The sequence below is a fragment of the Psychrobacillus vulpis genome (assembly GCF_006861825.1).
In the GTDB taxonomy this organism is placed as follows: Bacteria; Bacillota; Bacilli; order Bacillales_A; family Planococcaceae; genus Psychrobacillus; species Psychrobacillus vulpis.
The window spans coordinates 78,724-95,889 of record NZ_VDGI01000005.1 but is presented as its reverse complement, the minus strand read 5'-3'; the positions used below and the strand labels follow the sequence as shown (position 1 = coordinate 95,889).

At 35.8% G+C, this 17,166-nt stretch carries 19 protein-coding genes; 6 read left to right on the top strand and 13 right to left on the bottom strand.

Going from position 1 to position 17,166, the window contains the following annotated elements:
- Positions 1-21: 21 nt before the first annotated feature.
- The 5 genes from FG384_RS07105 to FG384_RS07085 form a co-directional block, all read right to left on the bottom strand.
- Positions 22-609 (bottom strand): ArsR/SmtB family transcription factor, encoded by a 588-nt coding sequence (locus tag FG384_RS07105; protein ID WP_057990180.1) that lies wholly within the window; start codon positions 607-609, stop codon positions 22-24.
- Between the two features lie 243 nt (positions 610-852).
- Positions 853-1,407 carry a biotin transporter BioY gene (locus FG384_RS07100; RefSeq protein ID WP_142641966.1) on the bottom strand — a complete coding sequence of 185 codons (555 nt, stop codon included), beginning with the start codon at positions 1,405-1,407 and terminating at the stop codon, positions 853-855.
- 52 nt (positions 1,408-1,459) lie between these two features.
- Positions 1,460-2,821 carry an adenosylmethionine--8-amino-7-oxononanoate transaminase gene (gene bioA / locus FG384_RS07095; RefSeq protein ID WP_142641898.1) on the bottom strand — a complete coding sequence of 454 codons (1,362 nt, stop codon included), beginning with the start codon at positions 2,819-2,821 and terminating at the stop codon, positions 1,460-1,462.
- Positions 2,811-3,491: a dethiobiotin synthase gene (gene bioD / locus FG384_RS07090; protein WP_142641897.1), complete on the bottom strand. Its 681-nt coding sequence runs from the start codon at positions 3,489-3,491 to the stop codon at positions 2,811-2,813. Before bioD ends, bioA begins: the two co-directional genes overlap by 11 nt.
- A 346-nt stretch (positions 3,492-3,837) precedes the next feature.
- The gene (locus FG384_RS07085; protein WP_142641896.1) at positions 3,838-4,194 is read right to left on the bottom strand and encodes a cupin domain-containing protein; all 357 of its coding nucleotides are present in this window, start codon (positions 4,192-4,194) and stop codon (positions 3,838-3,840) included.
- 268 nt (positions 4,195-4,462) lie between these two features.
- Here FG384_RS07085 and FG384_RS07080 point away from each other — a divergent pair, with 268 nt between their 5' ends.
- Complete coding sequence (locus FG384_RS07080) at positions 4,463-4,672, top strand: hypothetical protein (protein WP_142641895.1); 210 nt, start codon at positions 4,463-4,465, stop codon at positions 4,670-4,672.
- 281 nt (positions 4,673-4,953) lie between these two features.
- On the opposite strand, the gene FG384_RS07075 is transcribed toward FG384_RS07080, so the two are convergent.
- The 3 genes from FG384_RS07075 to FG384_RS07065 are packed head-to-tail and all read right to left on the bottom strand — an operon-like array spanning position 4,954 to position 7,465.
- Positions 4,954-5,820, bottom strand: coding sequence for a DUF4097 domain-containing protein (locus FG384_RS07075; protein ID WP_142641894.1), 867 nt, complete (start codon positions 5,818-5,820; stop codon positions 4,954-4,956).
- Positions 5,821-5,844: 24 nt separating this feature from the next.
- Positions 5,845-6,549: an ABC transporter permease gene (locus FG384_RS07070; protein ID WP_142641893.1), complete on the bottom strand. Its 705-nt coding sequence runs from the start codon at positions 6,547-6,549 to the stop codon at positions 5,845-5,847.
- The gene (locus FG384_RS07065) at positions 6,542-7,465 is read right to left on the bottom strand and encodes an ATP-binding cassette domain-containing protein (RefSeq protein WP_142641892.1); all 924 of its coding nucleotides are present in this window, start codon (positions 7,463-7,465) and stop codon (positions 6,542-6,544) included. Before FG384_RS07065 ends, FG384_RS07070 begins: the two co-directional genes overlap by 8 nt.
- A gap of 162 nt (positions 7,466-7,627) precedes the next feature.
- Here FG384_RS07065 and FG384_RS07060 point away from each other — a divergent pair, with 162 nt between their 5' ends.
- The 3 genes from FG384_RS07060 (at position 7,628) to FG384_RS07050 (ending at position 10,512) form a co-directional block, all read left to right on the top strand.
- The gene (locus FG384_RS07060; protein WP_142641891.1) at positions 7,628-8,347 is read left to right on the top strand and encodes a response regulator transcription factor; all 720 of its coding nucleotides are present in this window, start codon (positions 7,628-7,630) and stop codon (positions 8,345-8,347) included.
- Positions 8,338-9,441, top strand: a complete 1,104-nt coding sequence (locus FG384_RS07055; protein ID WP_142641890.1) for a sensor histidine kinase — start codon at positions 8,338-8,340, stop codon at positions 9,439-9,441. The genes FG384_RS07060 and FG384_RS07055 overlap by 10 nt, the downstream gene beginning before the upstream one ends.
- A gap of 411 nt (positions 9,442-9,852) precedes the next feature.
- Positions 9,853-10,512, top strand: a complete 660-nt coding sequence (locus FG384_RS07050) for a GTP pyrophosphokinase (protein WP_142641889.1) — start codon at positions 9,853-9,855, stop codon at positions 10,510-10,512.
- A 154-nt stretch (positions 10,513-10,666) separates the two neighbouring features.
- Here the strand turns inward: FG384_RS07050 and FG384_RS19760 are convergent, their stop codons facing one another.
- The 4 genes from FG384_RS19760 to aceA form a co-directional block, all read right to left on the bottom strand.
- Complete coding sequence (locus FG384_RS19760) at positions 10,667-10,831, bottom strand: hypothetical protein (RefSeq protein ID WP_166462398.1); 165 nt, start codon at positions 10,829-10,831, stop codon at positions 10,667-10,669.
- Positions 10,832-11,275: 444 nt separating this feature from the next.
- The gene (locus FG384_RS19990; RefSeq protein WP_240793363.1) at positions 11,276-11,398 is read right to left on the bottom strand and encodes a YhfH family protein; all 123 of its coding nucleotides are present in this window, start codon (positions 11,396-11,398) and stop codon (positions 11,276-11,278) included.
- 12 nt (positions 11,399-11,410) lie between these two features.
- Positions 11,411-13,003, bottom strand: coding sequence for a malate synthase A (aceB, locus tag FG384_RS07045; protein ID WP_142641888.1), 1,593 nt, complete (start codon positions 13,001-13,003; stop codon positions 11,411-11,413).
- Between the two features lie 22 nt (positions 13,004-13,025).
- The gene (aceA, locus tag FG384_RS07040; protein ID WP_142641887.1) at positions 13,026-14,309 is read right to left on the bottom strand and encodes an isocitrate lyase; all 1,284 of its coding nucleotides are present in this window, start codon (positions 14,307-14,309) and stop codon (positions 13,026-13,028) included.
- A 188-nt stretch (positions 14,310-14,497) separates the two neighbouring features.
- Here aceA and FG384_RS07035 point away from each other — a divergent pair, with 188 nt between their 5' ends.
- Positions 14,498-15,148, top strand: coding sequence for a LytR/AlgR family response regulator transcription factor (locus FG384_RS07035; protein WP_142641886.1), 651 nt, complete (start codon positions 14,498-14,500; stop codon positions 15,146-15,148).
- Between the two features lie 603 nt (positions 15,149-15,751).
- Here FG384_RS07035 and FG384_RS07030 read toward each other — a convergent pair.
- Positions 15,752-16,633 (bottom strand): DMT family transporter, encoded by an 882-nt coding sequence (locus tag FG384_RS07030; protein ID WP_142641885.1) that lies wholly within the window; start codon positions 16,631-16,633, stop codon positions 15,752-15,754.
- A 104-nt stretch (positions 16,634-16,737) separates the two neighbouring features.
- On the opposite strand from FG384_RS07030, the gene FG384_RS07025 reads away from it, so the two are divergent.
- The gene (locus FG384_RS07025) at positions 16,738-16,968 is read left to right on the top strand and encodes an excisionase family DNA-binding protein (RefSeq protein ID WP_142641884.1); all 231 of its coding nucleotides are present in this window, start codon (positions 16,738-16,740) and stop codon (positions 16,966-16,968) included.
- Positions 16,969-17,166: the final 198 nt, after the last annotated feature.

Here is a 17,166-nt window from a genome sequence, read left to right as displayed (position 1 = left end):
GAATTCCCTCCCTCAAAATCATTACTTGTTTTTAAAAAGAGGCTCTTCGATTTGAAAAGCAGTGGTCATTAAATAGTAATTTTGCTTCTCTATATCAGTATCTTTTTCTTCAAGTTTTTCTAAGAGTTCTCTATACTTACGCGTAAATTCCAGAAATTTTTCTTTACTTACTTTAAATTCTTTTTGAATAGAGAGTTTTGGCCATTCTTCTACATTTGATGAATTTAATTCAAAGGAATTATCAGGAGCTGTTAACACTCTTGTTTTAGCACGATCAATCACTTCTAAGTATGATTGTCTAGTAGCGTCTTTTGATTCCACATAATTTAATAAATGATCCGCCGGAATGAACCCCCTAGCTACAGCTTGGTAAAACTTTAATATATTTCCTCCTCGCTCTTCTTTTCTTACGAGCTGAATGATTTTGTGTTTCTCCAGTTCACGAAGATGATAAAGAATTTTTGCTCTAGATAAGTTAAGCTCTTGAGCAAGCATTTGGCCTGTATGGGGCTGTTCGACCAAAAAAATCAACATTTTAGTACGTAAGGGATCACTAATAACCTTTAACTGTTCATAACTTTCAATAATAAATATGGACTTTTGCTGCACAATGCAACCTCCTTTTTAACCGGTTAATATTTATTAACTATATTTCAAAATTTAAAAAATGTAAATAAAAATAATCCATTTTGAGAACAAAATGGATTATTTTCTTAATTTACAATTTCCATAAAGAGTTTAATTTCGCTCTCTTCAACTAACCTGCCCCTTTAGTTCAACAAGAAAAAAGTAGTCATCATCTTTTGTTGTTAATATCGCCATTGCATCTTCTCATTTGTTAATTCCTTACCATCAATAACTTCTTGAGCTAGTGTTTGACAGTTCATTTTGTACGCCTCTCTTCGTTGAATGAATTGTATTAAATAATGGATATATACGTGTAGCCAATAGACTTGTCAAAATAGCAAGTACAATGTCAACACCTACAGTACTAAACAATCCAGCTGCAAGTACATGTGATAGGTTAGTAGGTACATCTAGCCAAAGATTTAATGCCACGTAAAGATAAGTGACACCAAAAGCATAAATGACCGCAGTGCCGAATAAATTTGCGAAAATAAAATGTTTACGTGTCGGTTTCTCGACACGTTCAATGATTAAGCCAATTGTATAGGCACCCGCAACGAAGCCAATTAAATATCCAAACGTCGGCTGTAATACATACATAAAACCTCCCCCTTGTGTAAAGACAGGTAATCCAGCTAAACCGACGAGAACATAAACCAATTGACTTTGTAAGCCCCGCTTACTTCCTAATAATGAACCTGCTAAATACACAACAATAATTTGCAATGTAAAGGGTACAATGGGTAACGGGATTTTAATAAAGGCGCCAATTGCAGTCATAGAAGCAAAAATCGAAACAAGTGTAAGAGAAAAAGTACGTGAGTTTTTCAATTTATTCGCACCTTTCTTTAAAGTATTGGTCTAAAACTTCCTTCGTTGTTTCAATCATCCATTTGATTTCGTCTTCCGAAATCACAAATGGGGGCATGAAATAAATAATATTACCAAGGGGACGGATTAGGAGCCCTTTTTCTAGTGCACGCTGATAAATTTGATAGCCGATTCGCTCTTCGCCTGGGTATGACTTCTTCGTTTCTTTATTCGCAACTAACTCTACTGCTCCAACGAAGCCAGTTTGACGATATTCACCTACATAAGGTAAATGATCGAATGCTTCATGTGCTAATTCTTTTAATAATTGTTGCTTGGGTATTAACTTGGTCAACACTTGTTCTTCTTCAAAAATTGCCAATACTTCCTGTGCTACACGAAGAGCGAGCGGGTTACCTGAATAACTATGCGAATGTAAGAATGCCTTCATCGTTCCGTAGTCATCATAAAAAGCGTTATACACTTCATTTGTTGTCAGTACAGCAGAGAGGGGCAAGTACCCTCCCGTAATTCCTTTGGATAAACATAAAAAATCCGGTGTAATATCGGCTTGCTCGCAGGCGAACAATGTACCTGTACGACCAAAGCCAACCGCCACCTCATCTGCAATCAGATGCACATCGTACTCAATACATAATTTGCGTAATTTTTTTAGAAAGACTGGTGGATACATTTTCATCCCTGCTGCTGCTTGAATTAACGGCTCAATAATGGCCGCGGAAATTGTATCGGCATGTTGTTTCAATTGTTCTTCTACGTACTGAGTACAAGGTGCATTACAGGTCGAAGGTGACTCGCCAAAAGGACAGCGAAAGCAATCCGGTCCCTCTGTATGTACAACATTTAATAACAGAGGAGCATATACTTCGTTGTATAAATCGACCCCTCCGACCGACAAAGCACCGAGTGTTTCGCCATGGTAGGCATTTGAAAACGCTAAAAAACGTTTTTTCTTCGGCTGATTCGTTTGGGCACGATACTGAAAGCTCATTTTTAGAGCAACTTCAATCGCGGCAGATCCGTTATCAGCAAAAAATACTTTTTCTAAACCTTTTGGTGTCAATGCAACGAGTTTATCTGCAACATGAATTGCAGGCTCATGGGTAAAGTTCGCAAAAATGACGTGCTCCAATTTTTGCGCTTGCTCTGCTAAAGCCTGGCTTATGCGCTGATTCGTATGCCCAAATAAATTGACCCACCATGATGAAACCGCATCTAGATAGCGATTGCCTCGCTTGTCGTACAACCACACCCCCTCCCCACGATCTATTACAATCGGTGGAAAGGATTCATAATCTTTCATTTGTGAGCAAGGATGCCAAATATGTTTAAGATCAAGAGCTTGAAGTTCTTTATATGTCATAGGTCATCAACCTTTCAAAAACCGCTTTATCATCGAAGCTTTCAATCGTACAATTAGCCTCGATGACCACGGATGGCACATCTATAAATCTAAGTATTGTATCGATACTATTTTTTTCTAATGGACTTTGCTCGAATTGATTGAATACAATGCCTAGTAAATCGATATTACGTGCTTGCAGTGCCTTTACAGATAACAAGGTGTGATTGATCGTACCAAGCTTTGTTTTCGCTACGAGTATGACAGGTAGTGCCGATTGCTCAATAACATCAAGTAATGTCAAAGTAGTATTCGAATGAAATGGCACATACAGACCCCCAGCACCCTCACAAATAACCGTATCATAGTCTAGTTTTAACTTTTCTATGGTATTAAGAAGTCTGTCTTCTTTAATCGTTTCTCCTTCAAGTTCAGCGGCATAATGCGGTGATGCGGGTAGCGAGAAAGAGTATGTATTTAGCGCTTCTTTATCTAAAGGTTGTAAGCTATATTCTAAGTAGCTTGTTGTGTCTTGATAATAATATCGACCTTCATCCGCAACCTCACCCGTTTGTACAGGTTTGTATGGTATTACTTTAAGTCCCTGCATTTGGAGATGACGCATGAATAGAGTTGTTATAAATGTTTTTCCAACATCTGTGTCCGTACCAACTACCCAAAAATGTTCCAATAAATCTCCCTCATTTACGTGTTATTTTAAAGTTAAACAAAAAAATGTGTTAACCTATTTTTAAAATAGGTTAACACAAATGAAGTTTTGCGTAAATGATTTATTAATTGAATCTAAGTAAATATCATGGACGCAAAAAAGTTAAGTCATGCTGTTGCTCGTGAAATAGCGCTAATTGGGGCATTATGTTATATTTCTAGCCTTTCCAAATGCCCCTTCTGCTAACGAGCATTTTGTTTCTAAAGACACCTTATTCCACTAACCTGCCCCTTTTAGTTGAACAAAAAAAGAGCTGCATTAGCAACTCAATGATCTTCCGATAAAGCCTACGTTAGTTGAATAACATCTATTTCTTTAAAGGCATGAAAAAAGATGGATTTAATTCTTCACTTTCAATGACGATAGCAGTTAATCCATCACTTGTCTTTGTTTCATGCCATTCATCTTTCTCCCAAAATACAGCATCTCCAGTCTGCACTTTAATAAATTCTTCTTTTTTACCTCTGACATATCCTTCCCCACTCATTATTAAAAGTAGTTGAGGTACTATCGCTTGATGATACCCAACTATACCGTTTTCATCTAAGTGCATACATCCAATATGTGTTACCTTATCAGTTTGAATTACACGAGACATAATAAAATCTGAATTGAATTTTGAAATTTTTTTACCGCTATCTTTGTTGAATTTATACAACTCCATTTTGTACCTCCCAAGTGTTAAAGAATATATACTAATCATTCAAGAGTTATACGATTATCCCCTGCCGTTGTTGAATTAACCTGCCCATTTAACTTGAATAAGTAAAAAGAGCTCTCTAAACAACTCAATGATCTTCAAGTAAAGCCTCTGTTAGTTGAAGAAAAAAACTTATATTCTTCTTGCAATCAATTATTATTGGAAATAAATTCATTTATTACAATTTTATTATAATATATATATATATATATAAATTAAAGGAGTCTTAAAGATGAATAAATTTCAAAAGGGATTCTACATTATAGGTTACTTTTTAGGAACACTTTTCTGCATTGCAGGTTTCTTTCTTGTTGATGCACCGAGTATAGGGTCAAGACTAGGGCGATTACTTTTGACTTTAATTTTATTTAACGGATTAATTTATGTGGGACATCAAGCGCATAAAAAAATCGCTCATCTCACCAAGAATAATAGAATGTAGTAACTTAAATACTCACGGTTAATAAGAACCGGATTGGCATGTAACTAATTCGTTTCTCTTTAAGTAGCCCCAACCTTTACTGTCATAAAAAAGACACGACCCAATAATATCGGATCGTATCTTGCAAAATAGATTTTTTTTGTCAAATTCAATTGGTCAGTTCCCAACTTTTTTGTCATTCAACAATATTGTAGTTTTGAAAAATAAGTTTGATCATTTTTATGTTTCTTATTGAAAATTTAGTATCCACGGTTTCTGCTTTTCAAAATATTTACTTGCTTCTAATTTATATTTATAGTTCCATCTTTACTTACGAGCTCCAATTTATTTGATGCATTACCAATAGTTCCTTCTTTTGATTTCTCAGTATTCATTTTTTCCTTAAAGCCATCTAAATCAACTGTTATATCAGATGAATCACTTCTAGCAGTAAGCAATAATGACGTCGGAGCTTCTTTATAAGAAACAGTAATATCACCTGACTTTGTTTTCACAAATAATGACTTACCTTCTTTTATATCTTTAATGGATACTTCACCATCTGTTGAAGTTACTTTCATCTTTGGGCTTGTTACCCTTGCAATATAGTTTTCACCATTAGTAGAAGCTACAGTTAGTTTCTTAAACGTACTATTTTTTAACGTTAATTCTCCGTCCTTTGATGTAAACTTTCCTGAATCTGCGTACAATCCTTCTATTTTTTCGAAGCCAGAGTCATTTAAAACAACAATGTTTTTTGCCATAATATCATTCATTTTTACGTCACCAAAGCTATTATTTATAGTTATCTTATCTATTTTATTCTTTGGGATAGAAATATAAATAGTACCTTTCTTTCCAAAAGTGAAGCCTCCCATAAGCCCTCCCTCTTGATCTTGCTGATTAACTACAATTTTCTTCCCATCATTTTTAATTGTCACGGGATCCTTCTTCTTTTTTTGTTTACCTTCAACTGAGATTTTTATTTTTTGAGATTTAGTATTTTTGACCTCAATATTCCAAGATTCATTGTTTATTTCTACTTCTTCAATATTACCTACTTCAAAGGAATTTTCTTTTTCAAAGCTCTTTGCCTCCACTTCTTTGACACTAAAAGCAAATCCACCAATCGCAATGAATGCGATAGAAGCTAATATCATTTTTTTCATTTTTATTCCTCCTTTCATTTTTTATTAAGCCACATCAATTTTGTCAATTTTATGATATGAAAGATAGCCAATTACAAGGCCAAGCAAACAGAATACAATTGGTACTCCAATGAATTGAAATAAACTAGTCGAACTTCCTCCATTGGAAACAGTAGCGTTGATTAAAAATCCAATTAATACAGCGGAAGTAATTGTAGTTGCAGTTGATTTTTTTCTCATGCCAAAATACAAAGGAATTAAGCTCACCCCAGCAATCATAAATGCATTAATAAATGTAGTGGGAACTGTAGTAATTATTTCGCTTATACTAACAGGCGCTTCAAAGAATCCCATTATTGGATTTAAGAAAAAAACGGATATATTAATAATAAGAGTGGAAATAATTATGCTAAAAAAACAAAAGCCAAAGACGATCGATAACTTAGATTGAATTATTTTTTTTCGTTGTAAAGGGTAAGTAAACAATACTTGTATAGTGTTACTCTTATATTCATCAATGACTATACGTGATAAAATCACACTCGAAAAAATAATAAATACGATTCTAATTAATATGTTCGTTAAGGACATAAATTCTTCGTAATTTGGAAACATTGGATCATTTCCTTTTTGAGAACCTAAAGACATAAGCGCAACAGCAACGAAAATTCCAACAATACAAATAGCTAATCCTTTAAAATAGCTAGTTAGACGATTCTTTTTCCATTCTAGTTTTATAATTTTAAGCATGTTGATTGCCTCCATTAATCAGCTTTAAGAAGTATTCTTCTAAATTATGCTGCTGTTTTTCAATTCCGTTCACTACCACCCCATTTAGGATTAATTCTTTATTGATTTGAGATGAAGAATTTTCATGTTCAAAAATCCGAATAATATGACGGCCTACGATTTCATATTTTTTAATTCCTAGTTTATTCTTTAGTACATGTGTTGTTTTTTCTAAATTGTCTACTTGGATTTCAAGATATTCTTCATTTTCTTTTCGTATTTCTTCCATTTTCACTTCTTTTAATAATCTTCCATGATTAATAATGCCAATAGTATCTGCTATAGATTCGATTTCTGAAACAATATGACTTGAAATTAAAATAGTGATCCCATACTTTTCTTTAAGAATTAATAGAAGCTCGCGAATGTCTTTAATACCGATCGGATCAAGTCCATTAATAGGTTCATCAAGAATTAGAATCTCTGGTTTTGTTACAATCGCCCTCGCAATTCCTAATCGTTGCTTCATTCCTAAAGAAAATTCATGGATTTTTTTCTTTTCCACTCCTTTAAGACCTACGATTTCTAGAACTTCATTAACCGCTCCTGGATGATGATAGCCAATGTATTCACAATGAAGGTCTAAATTTTCCTTCGCTGTTAGACGCTCATAAAACTCAGGATATTCAATAATGCTACCTATTTTCTTTAAATACTCGTAAGATGTCTCTAAAATACGTTGATCAAATACAATAATTTCACCTAAAGACGGCTTAACTAAATTTAAGATCATCTTCATAATTGTCGTTTTCCCTGCTCCATTCGGACCTAAAAACCCATAAATTTCTCCCTTATTTATATTCATATTGACATTAGAAACTGTTTCAGTTCCCCTGTATGTCTTACTTAATTGATTAATTTGAATAACCGAATTCATTTGTATTTCCTCCAGACTTCTATTTCGAATGCGTTACACTTAGCTTAATAAACGAAAGTAAAATCAAAGTAAACACAATGGAAAATATGCGTAATATTTCTATTAGAGTAAACATATACGAAGAAAAAATTGGTATGATGGGGTTGAAATGAGGGATATAAAATGGAATCTGCAAAAATTTTAGTAGTAGATGATGAAATTGGTATTTTAAAATTATTAGAAATTACACTAAGGAAAGAAAACTTCATTCACATAGATACCGCATCAACTGGTAAAGATACGCTGCAAAGAGTTAAAGAAAACACGTTTGATATTATTTTGCTTGATATTATGCTTCCAGATATAAGCGGCTTCGAACTATGTACAGAAATACGAAAAAATACAAACACACCTATTATTTTTGTTAGTGCGCGCTCAACAGACTTTGACAAATTAACGGGGTTAGGAATAGGTGGAGATGATTACATTACAAAGCCTTTTAATCCTTTAGAGGTCGTCGCTCGAATAAAAGTTATCCTTCGTCGTCTCAAAATGTATGAGAGTTCACAACTACAGGACACTGTATATGATTATGGCTACTTCACTTTGAACCATGAATCTGCAACATTAACAGTTAAAAATCAACTTGTAGAATGCACAGCAAAAGAGCTGGAGCTACTACATTTCTTTTGCAAAAATCCTAATCGTATTTACACAACAGGGCAGCTCTACGAATTTGTATGGGGAAATGATGTTTTTGGAGAAGAAAAAACCGTCACGATTCATATATCCAAGCTACGGAAAAAGCTCGGCGATGATACACGCAAACCAAAAATCATTGTGAATTTACGTGGAATTGGTTATAAATTCATCCCTCCAAATGAGGCGTTTATATGCGAATAAAAACTCGATTTACTTTGCATTTAACATTGGGTCTTGTTCTTTGGATGCTTGCGACTGGATTCAGCATTATCATTTTACTTGAGGGTATCCTTCCACTTTTCGATGTCGCGGTTAATACAAAAAATGAAGGTTTGCTCGTGGCATGGATTTTTTCTATTAGCACCATTATTTGTATTAGCTTGTTTGGATGGTATTTTGGTGGGCCTCTTGGATTCATTATGACTTGGATTCATCAACTCTCACAAGAAAACTACAAACAACCAGTAGGTTTACAAAAAATTTATACCCGAAAAGATAAACTTCGTATGCGCTATCTTTTGTATCAAGAGGTATTTCAACATCTCCAAACATTGGCGGTAAAGTTACAATCTGCTGAGGTAGAAAGGAGAAAGATAGAACATGCTAAACAAGAGTGGATTGCCGGTATTTCACATGATTTAAAAACACCTCTAACCTATATTACAGGCTACTCAACACTCTTATTGAACGATCAGTATGAGTGGTCAAAAGAAGAGGCACATTCTTTCATTAGACAAATTGGAGACAAAGGGAAGCATATGGAAGAATTAATTCAAGATTTAAGTCTTATCATTCAAGTAAATAGCGCTGACGGTATGTTGCCTTTAACTAAGACGAATCAAGATTTAGTAGAATTTACAAAAAGAGTTGTTGCCAACATAAGTAATTATCCACAAGCAAGTAATTATAATCTGCATTTTAAAACAGATACGCCTGAGATTAACGTAGAATTTGACCATAAATTCATGCAACGCATTTTACAAAACATCCTAATGAATTCAATTTTACATAATCCTAATAATACCGATATTTATACACAGCTTTCCGACAATGGGGAAAATGTAGTTATCCACATTGTGGACAATGGCGTTGGCATGTCCAATCATATGAAAGAAAATTTATTTCAACAATATTATCGTGGAACAACAACTAATTCCTCCTCTGAAGGGACTGGACTTGGAATGGCAATTGTCTATAACCTTGTTCGTGCTCATAATGGTACAATCTCTGTTGAGAGCGAACCTTCGAAAGGGACATCATTCCATATTATATTGCCGAAAATAGGACGTTCATAAGACAATAGATCTTAAAAGCCTCTTCTCTTATTGTAGGTTTGGAACAAAGTTTGTTTCCAAAAATCTCGTAACACGGATTTTGACAACAAATAAAAAGAATCCATTTTGAAAAAAGTTTGATCAAAATGGATTCTTCTTTTGAAATTGAGATTTAGTTTTTTTCATTTTTCATTTCCTACATAATTAGAAGACTTTTCTCTAAACCCCCTAATCTAATGGTACTACAAGCCGACACCTCTACAAAAACTAAGTGGGGGGAGCTCAAACGTTCTTCCATTTAGCTTGTTTCTACAACACGATTACACTTCCATTTCATCGCCAGGCTAGTATTCTCATATATCTTTCCGATTCAAACCACCTGTGATATGATGACAGAATATAAAGTGTGATTTTAATCAAGGGGTGTTTAATATGTATCAAGAGACACATAAGATCGATTTAGTTCAAAAGGTTCTAAAAAACTGGAAAGGCTTTTTCATCCCATATGAGATGGCATTATATGAGTTGAAGAGTGATTTCAATATTATTGATCTTGAATGGAAATCGAAACACGGATACTCTCCAATTGAGCATATGAAAACACGCATGAAAACTATTTTTTCATTGGTTGAGAAGATTGAAAATAAAGAAATAGAGCTGACTCAAGAATCTATTAAACAAGAAATACGAGATATTGCTGGAGTACGAATTGTCACTAGCTTTATTGATGATGTATATTTGCTGAAAGAACATATCGAGCAGCGTGAAGATATTCGCATGATTAGAGTAAAAGACTATATTAAAGAACCTAAAAAGAGTGGCTATAAAAGCCTTCATCTTGTTGTAGAAACGCAAGTTATCTTATCTAATGAAGTGATATGGGTTCCCGCGGAAATCCAAATCCGAACATCCGCTATGGATTTTTGGGCATCAACAGAACATAAACTCAACTATAAATATCAAGGTGAATCGATACCGGAAGAAGCTCAAAAACAATTAATTGAGCTATCCAATGCTTCCTCGTTACTGGACAAAGAAATGTCTAAACTAAGACTTCAATTACTATCTAGTGAAACAGATTCAAATGGATAAATAATGAAAACAGAGACAATCTACTTGTTAGGTTTTCTCTGTTCTTTGTTATTTCTATAATAGTTCTTAATTGTTGTTAAGTATTAAATAATGGACAGTTGCTTTTGGTTTTAAGTTTTTCTTTTCATTCAAAATAAAAACCACCCCCCATCATTTAATGGTTGGTGATTTCTTCATCTATTTTTTTATAAACTTTTGCCAACTTGTCTGCTTCGTTTTTCGGCGTGTGAAGTAACATATCTAATGCGCCTATGACTTTCTCTCGAGGATATTCTTTCAACATGTCTTCAATAAATTTGTCAATTCTTTCTTGTTCCATGGCAGCCACCCTCTAATTTAATCTTGCATTGTCATATCTTTTGAAAAATTTGTCCTGTAGTTTATCATTTACACGATTGAAATTGTTTATTAAACTTCTCAAATGAAATGCGCACGCTAGTTCTCTTCTCCTTTCTTCATTATACGAACATTCGTTTCTTTTTACAACAAGAATACTTTTACTCTCAAATGTAAAATAGAACGCCAATATAGATGTTCTTTGATGAATTTATTTTATTTCCATTACACTACGCTAAATTGGTGACGGTGAATTGATAAAAAATGCATCTTAATTATGTTGTTTCTTCTTAAGGATCCTTGTTAGTTTAACAAGACAGTTGAAAACACCATGTTCCTAAGTTGAAATAAAAAACAGCAAATCAATAAAACCCTATCCTCATAAAAAGGATAGGGTTTTGAATTTATATTTCACATCTAGTTAGTACTATTCTTCGCTCATGCCTATGCATCGTTCGCATTCGTATAAGGATGATTCTACTTGTTCATGAATAACACATCCACATTCGCGACAGTGCTTTGTTTTTACTTCCTGAGTTGTTGTTTTCACGCAAATCACCTCCTATAGTTTTTCATAACCAGGCAAAGTTAGAAATTCAACAAAATCTTGTTTGCAAGTTAATGAAAGGAATAGCTCAACTGCTTCATCAAAACGTCCATTTGCATAGTTGTTACTACCAAACATTTCTTTCAATTTATTTAGTTCTTCCTGTAAAACTTCCTGCACTAGCTCTTCGGTAATTTTACGGCCATCTTCAATCTTTCCTTCTGGATGACGAATCCACTGCCAAACTTGCGTGCGGGAAATTTCAGCAGTTGCGGCGTCTTCCATTAAGTGATTAATAGGTGCTGCTCCATTTCCACGTAACCAAGAGGCTATATATTGAACACCTACACTGCAGTTTAATCGGAGGCCTTCCTCTGTAATAGTGCCGCGTGGGACTTCTAATAAATGCTTCGCTTCCACTTGCACATCTTCCCGTTTACGATGAATTTGGTTCGGTGTTGACATATGCTCTTCAAACTCTTCCCATGCTACTCGTACAAGATCTGGGTGTGCGACCCACGTTCCATCATGACCATCCTTTGCTTCTCGGCGTTTGTCTTCACGGACTTTTGAAAATGCTGCTTCATTAGCAATGTCATCACCTTTAATCGGAATTTGGGCCGCCATTCCTCCAATTGCAGGTGCATTTCTTCGATGACATGTTTGAATACATAATTGGGTGTATGCCCTCATAAAAGGGGACGTCATTGTCACTTGACTGCGATCTGGCAAAATAACTTCGGCTTGATTGCGTAGCCGTTTAATATAACTAAAAATATAATCCCATCTACCGCAATTTAGCCCTGCAGAATGATCGCGTAGTTCGTACAAAATCTCATCCATCTCAAATGCAGCCATAACTGTTTCGATTAATACAGTAGCTTTAATCGTTCCGTTTGGTAAACTAAGTTGTTGTTCTGCGAAAAGAAAAATGTCGTTCCAAAGTCTAGCCTCTAAGTGGCTCTCAAGCTTTGGTAAATAGAAATAAGGACCTGTACCGCGAGCTAATAATTCTTTCGCATTATGGAAGAAATATAATCCAAAATCGAATAAGCTACCAGCTATTGCTTCCCCATCAATGAGTACATTCTTTTCAAGCAAGTGCAAGCCTCTTGGACGAATCATCAGTACTGCTACTTCATCATTCAAACTATATACTTTACCGTTTTCCTGTTGAAAGGAAATTGTTCTACGAACTGCGTCGCGCATATTCACTTGACCTTCAATCATATTTTCCCAAGTTGGCGAAGTGGCATCTTCGAAACAAGCCATGAATGTTTTAGCACCTGAGTTCAATGCATTGATGACCATTTTCCGATTCACAGGGCCTGTAATTTCTACTCTTCTATCTTGAAGATCTTTCGGAAGAGGAGCAATCGTCCAATCTTCCTCTCTAATTTCTTTCGTTTCCGAAAGAAAATCTAGATTAGCTCCATTGTCTAATTGTTTTTGACGTACTTGACGATTATCTAATAACTCTTTTCTTCTTTCATTAAATAAATGATGAAGTGAAGCTAAAAACTCTAATCCTTCTTGCGTTAAAATCTCTCGACTTGCATCGGTTTCTAGCCCAACTATTTCTATGTTTCTAGCGGTTAGCTGTTCCATTTTCGATACCCCCTCTTCCTTATTAAGCGAACTGTGCGACTTCCGTAGACCCCTTCATTGCTGTAGTAGAAGATGTTCCACCAGAAATCACTTGTGATACTTCATCAAAATATCCTGTTCCTACTTCACGTTGATGTTTCGTAGCTGTATAACCTTTCGCTTCGTTTGCAAATTCCGCTTGCTGTAGCTTCGAATAAGCAGCCATTCCATTCGTTTTATAATCATGTGCTAACTCAAACATACTGTGATTTAATGAATGGAAGCCCGCAAGTGTAACAAATTGAAACTTGTAACCCATTTTACCTAGCTCCACTTGGTATTTAGCTATTGATTCTTCATCTAAGTTTGCTTGCCAATTGAACGATGGTGAGCAATTATATGCAAGCATCTTGTCAGGATATTCCGCATGTATCGCATCGGCAAATTGCTTTGCTTCTTCTAAGCTTGGATGAGACGTCTCACACCATATTAAGTCTGCATAAGGCGCATATGCCAAGCCTCGAGCAATCGCTTGTTCAATTCCTGGTTTCGTTCGAAAAAATCCTTCTGGAGTTCTTTCTCCCGTTATAAACGCATGATCGCGCGGATCAATATCACTTGTTACCATATCTGCCGCATCCGCATCAGTGCGTGCGATTAATACAGTTGGTACTCCAGAAACGTCTGCTGCCAATCGAGCCGCTATTAAATTACGAATGGCGTTTTGTGTTGGAAGAAGAACTTTTCCACCAAGATGACCGCATTTCTTTTCTGAAGCAAGTTGATCTTCAAGATGGACACCCGCTGCTCCCGCTTCTATCATTCCTTTAATTAGTTCGAACACATTAAGGGGTCCTCCGAAACCTGCCTCCGCATCAGCAATAATAGGTGCAAACCAGTCAAACTGATCTTCTCTACCTTCCGCTTGATCAATTTGATCAGCACGTTGCAATGCTTGGTTAATACGTTTCACAACCGCTGGCACGCTGTTTGCTGGGTAAAGACTTTGATCCGGATACATTTGCCCAGAAAGGTTTGCATCTGCAGCTACTTGCCACCCGCTCAAATAAATTGCTTGAAGTCCAGCTTTTACTTGTTGCACTGCTTGATTACCCGTTAAAGCTCCAAGGGCACTAATAAAATCTGCTTTTTGTAGTGAATTCCATAAACGCTCTGCACCTTTTCGAGCTAGTGTATGTTCTATTTGTAATGATCCTCGAAGTTTAATCACTTCTTCTGGTAAATAAGGACGCTCAATTCCTTTCCATCGGCTTTCTTTATCCCACTCCATTTGTAACTGTTCCAACTGTTGTTGTCTTGTTGACATGTTCAACACACCTCTCATTTGACGAATAAACTGTTTGAAAAAATATGACTTTTATACTGTTCCATAACAGTTTGTTTTCTTGTAATTTAATATATAACAGAAAGATGTCTACTGTATTCGTTTTTGGATAAAAGGGACTTTTTCAAAGATGAAACGAAAATGAGAAGGATGAATTCGGAGGGGAATAAATGGAATTTTCAAAGGAGCAATTAGAGCAATACACAGCTTTATTGGAAGATTGGATTCCAAAAGAAGCTACAATTGCAATTGCAGTATGGGATAAATACATTTATTATGCTGCTGGAGAACGTGATTTACAAATAAGAGTAGGTCAACAAGTAGAAAAAGGAAGTATCGCGGATATTGTATTACAAAATGGAAACAGAACAGAAGGTATTATGGATGACACACTTTTTCATGCTCCCTATTATGGAACTGGATACCCTATTCACATTCAAGGAGAACGAGGTGCACTAATCGTGATAATGCCACTAAAACTACAAAGTCACACCCCTTTTAGGTTTCTTACAGGGAAACAAGAAGAAGAATGGAGACCCATCCCCATCGAGAAAATTTCCTACATGGAAAGTCTACAGAAAAAAACATGGTTTTACGCAAATAAAGAGCCCTATAAAACAAATATTCCTCTTAAAGAATTACAGTTACGTCTACCAGACTCATTTTTACGTATACATCGTTCCTATATTGTAAATGTTTCATTTATCGATCGAATCATACGAGATTTTTCCTCCAATTTATTAATACTTCTTCACGATGGCACTGAACTTCCTGTTAGTCAGACATATACATCAGAAGTACGAAATGCTTTAGGATTTTGATAGAAAGTACTTGAAGTGCCTCGCTACTTTAATACATTTACAGTAAAATAAAACAAGAGATCTGCCATTATTGGCAAATCTCTTAGCTTGTCGAAAATGAATCAAAATGTATTAAGAACATAGTGATTATTGTGCTTTTCCTTTAACAATCGCTCCAGGCGGGCGCTTTCCGCGGGCTCGCGCCAAGCCTCCTCTGCTTTGCCTGCGGGGTCTTGGTCTGTCTCGCTGTCCCGCGGGAGTCGCCGCCTTCCGCTTATTTTTAACTTCAATAAACAGAAAAGTGGACAATTAAAGCCTTTTCACTTGATGAGATGGGATAGTCAATCCGTTATTTTTATCACCCAGAAACATGGATTGATCACAGCATCTTCAGATTTCCACTTTCAACTTTTGAAAAATAGGCAGGGCCCGCCACGGAGACTCCTGTGGGAATAGCTTGAGCTGAAGACCCCGAAGGAACGGCAGTGACGAAGAGGCTGAAGCCAAGCCCACGGAAAGCGAAGTGGCGGGCCCCGCTCCCGCTGATTCTCTTATACATCTCTACTCATTGTAAAACGAATTTGTCTACAGTCTGAGAGATTTGCCATTATCGGCAAATCTCTTTTATATTTCCCCTACTATCTTTTTATTTTTTTGACTACCGATGGTTAGAACAACAATACTGCCTAGCAATAATAATACTCCAATCCATGAAGTCGCACTAAGTGCTTCACCAACGATGAATACCCCTAACAAAGCAGCAGTTGTCGGTTCTGCTAATGACAACGTTAATGCTGACGAAGATGGAATTTTATGAAGGCCTCTTCCATATAACACATATGCCACACTTGTCGTTGCAAGTCCTAAATAGAAAATGATACTCATATTACCTGTATCTTTCAGCCAACTCACATCATATAGAAAAAAGAAAGGTAGCAACATCAATGCACTAACGGAAAATGTCATGGCTATGACTGGGATTGTCTCTTCTTTTTGTAATAGTGATTTACTCGATAACGTAAATAATGCAAATCCAATCCCCGCAATAAGAGAATACATGATGCCAATCGGATTAATGGTAATCTCACCTTTATTAATAAATAAAAATATACACCCAACAATGGCGAATAAAGTCGATATTACCCAAATTTTCGAAGGTCGTAACTTTAAAAATACCCACTCAATTAATCCTGAAAATACGGGCGCACTTCCAATTGCTACAACACTTGCAATGGCTACTCCTGTTAACCGGACAGATGAAAAAAACAATAGTTGGAAAAGTGATATACAAATCGCTGCATATATCGTTTCTTTCCACGGCCAACTTTTAAACTTTATTTTTTTTAATAGAATCATAAAAATTAATAGAGAAAATCCTCCGACCATAGAACGCCCTGCACTAATAACAAAAGGGTGTGCATTCTCTGGTAAAAAGGTTTGTGCAGTTCCAGTCGTACCCCAGAGAATTGCGCCAAGTAATACAAATATGTATGGAATTACTGACAAGCTTATTCACTCCTTCAGGAAATTCTTTCATTACCAAACAATATAACACATATTGAGATACTCTTTACCGTATCTTATACTATTAAAGATAGGAGGCATTTTACATGTATATGACAGTGGAAGAAACTGCAGATTATCTATCCATGCCTATAGATCAAGTAAAACGATATATTGTCGAAAAAAAAATCCGAGCTATCTTCGACGGTGAAGATTATTATGTAAATAGTGCGCAATTTCAAACGCATTTGCAGCAAGTAGAAGATTTAAAAAGGCAAATAGACGAATGGCGAAATACGCCTATTCCTGATGATATTGATGTAAAAGATGAGGATTAATTAAGTGAGAAAAAGCTAGAAAAAGCGAGAGCACTGAAAAACCGTCTATTCTTTAGTTAAATACTTTTGTATTTCTAGAAAATCGTTGATAAAGGCGACACTCCTGCGGGAATTGCGTTAGTCGAAGACCCCGCGCGTAGCGAGGAGGCTGAGGCAACGCCCGCGGAAAGGGAGCCGGTTCAACGATTTTTTTATTTA

What these genes read in the sequence shown, in the direction of transcription:
- FG384_RS07025 (WP_142641884.1), top strand. Translation starts at nt 16,738, where the DNA reads ATGTATATGACAGTGGAAGAAACTGCAGATTATCTATCCATGCCTATA.
- FG384_RS07035 (WP_142641886.1), top strand. Translation starts at nt 14,498, where the DNA reads ATGGAATTTTCAAAGGAGCAATTAGAGCAATACACAGCTTTATTGGAA.
- FG384_RS07050 (WP_142641889.1), top strand. Translation starts at nt 9,853, where the DNA reads ATGTATCAAGAGACACATAAGATCGATTTAGTTCAAAAGGTTCTAAAA.
- FG384_RS07065 (WP_142641892.1), bottom strand. Translation starts at nt 7,465, where the DNA reads ATGAATTCGGTTATTCAAATTAATCAATTAAGTAAGACATACAGGGGA.
- FG384_RS07060 (WP_142641891.1), top strand. Translation starts at nt 7,628, where the DNA reads ATGGAATCTGCAAAAATTTTAGTAGTAGATGATGAAATTGGTATTTTA.
- FG384_RS07080 (WP_142641895.1), top strand. Translation starts at nt 4,463, where the DNA reads ATGAATAAATTTCAAAAGGGATTCTACATTATAGGTTACTTTTTAGGA.
- FG384_RS07085 (WP_142641896.1), bottom strand. Translation starts at nt 4,194, where the DNA reads ATGGAGTTGTATAAATTCAACAAAGATAGCGGTAAAAAAATTTCAAAA.
- bioA (WP_142641898.1), bottom strand. Translation starts at nt 2,821, where the DNA reads ATGACATATAAAGAACTTCAAGCTCTTGATCTTAAACATATTTGGCAT.
- aceB (WP_142641888.1), bottom strand. Translation starts at nt 13,003, where the DNA reads ATGGAACAGCTAACCGCTAGAAACATAGAAATAGTTGGGCTAGAAACC.
- FG384_RS19760 (WP_166462398.1), bottom strand. Translation starts at nt 10,831, where the DNA reads ATGGAACAAGAAAGAATTGACAAATTTATTGAAGACATGTTGAAAGAA.
- FG384_RS07100 (WP_142641966.1), bottom strand. Translation starts at nt 1,407, where the DNA reads ATGACTGCAATTGGCGCCTTTATTAAAATCCCGTTACCCATTGTACCC.
- FG384_RS07055 (WP_142641890.1), top strand. Translation starts at nt 8,338, where the DNA reads ATGCGAATAAAAACTCGATTTACTTTGCATTTAACATTGGGTCTTGTT.
- FG384_RS07070 (WP_142641893.1), bottom strand. Translation starts at nt 6,549, where the DNA reads ATGCTTAAAATTATAAAACTAGAATGGAAAAAGAATCGTCTAACTAGC.
- FG384_RS07075 (WP_142641894.1), bottom strand. Translation starts at nt 5,820, where the DNA reads ATGAAAAAAATGATATTAGCTTCTATCGCATTCATTGCGATTGGTGGA.
- aceA (WP_142641887.1), bottom strand. Translation starts at nt 14,309, where the DNA reads ATGTCAACAAGACAACAACAGTTGGAACAGTTACAAATGGAGTGGGAT.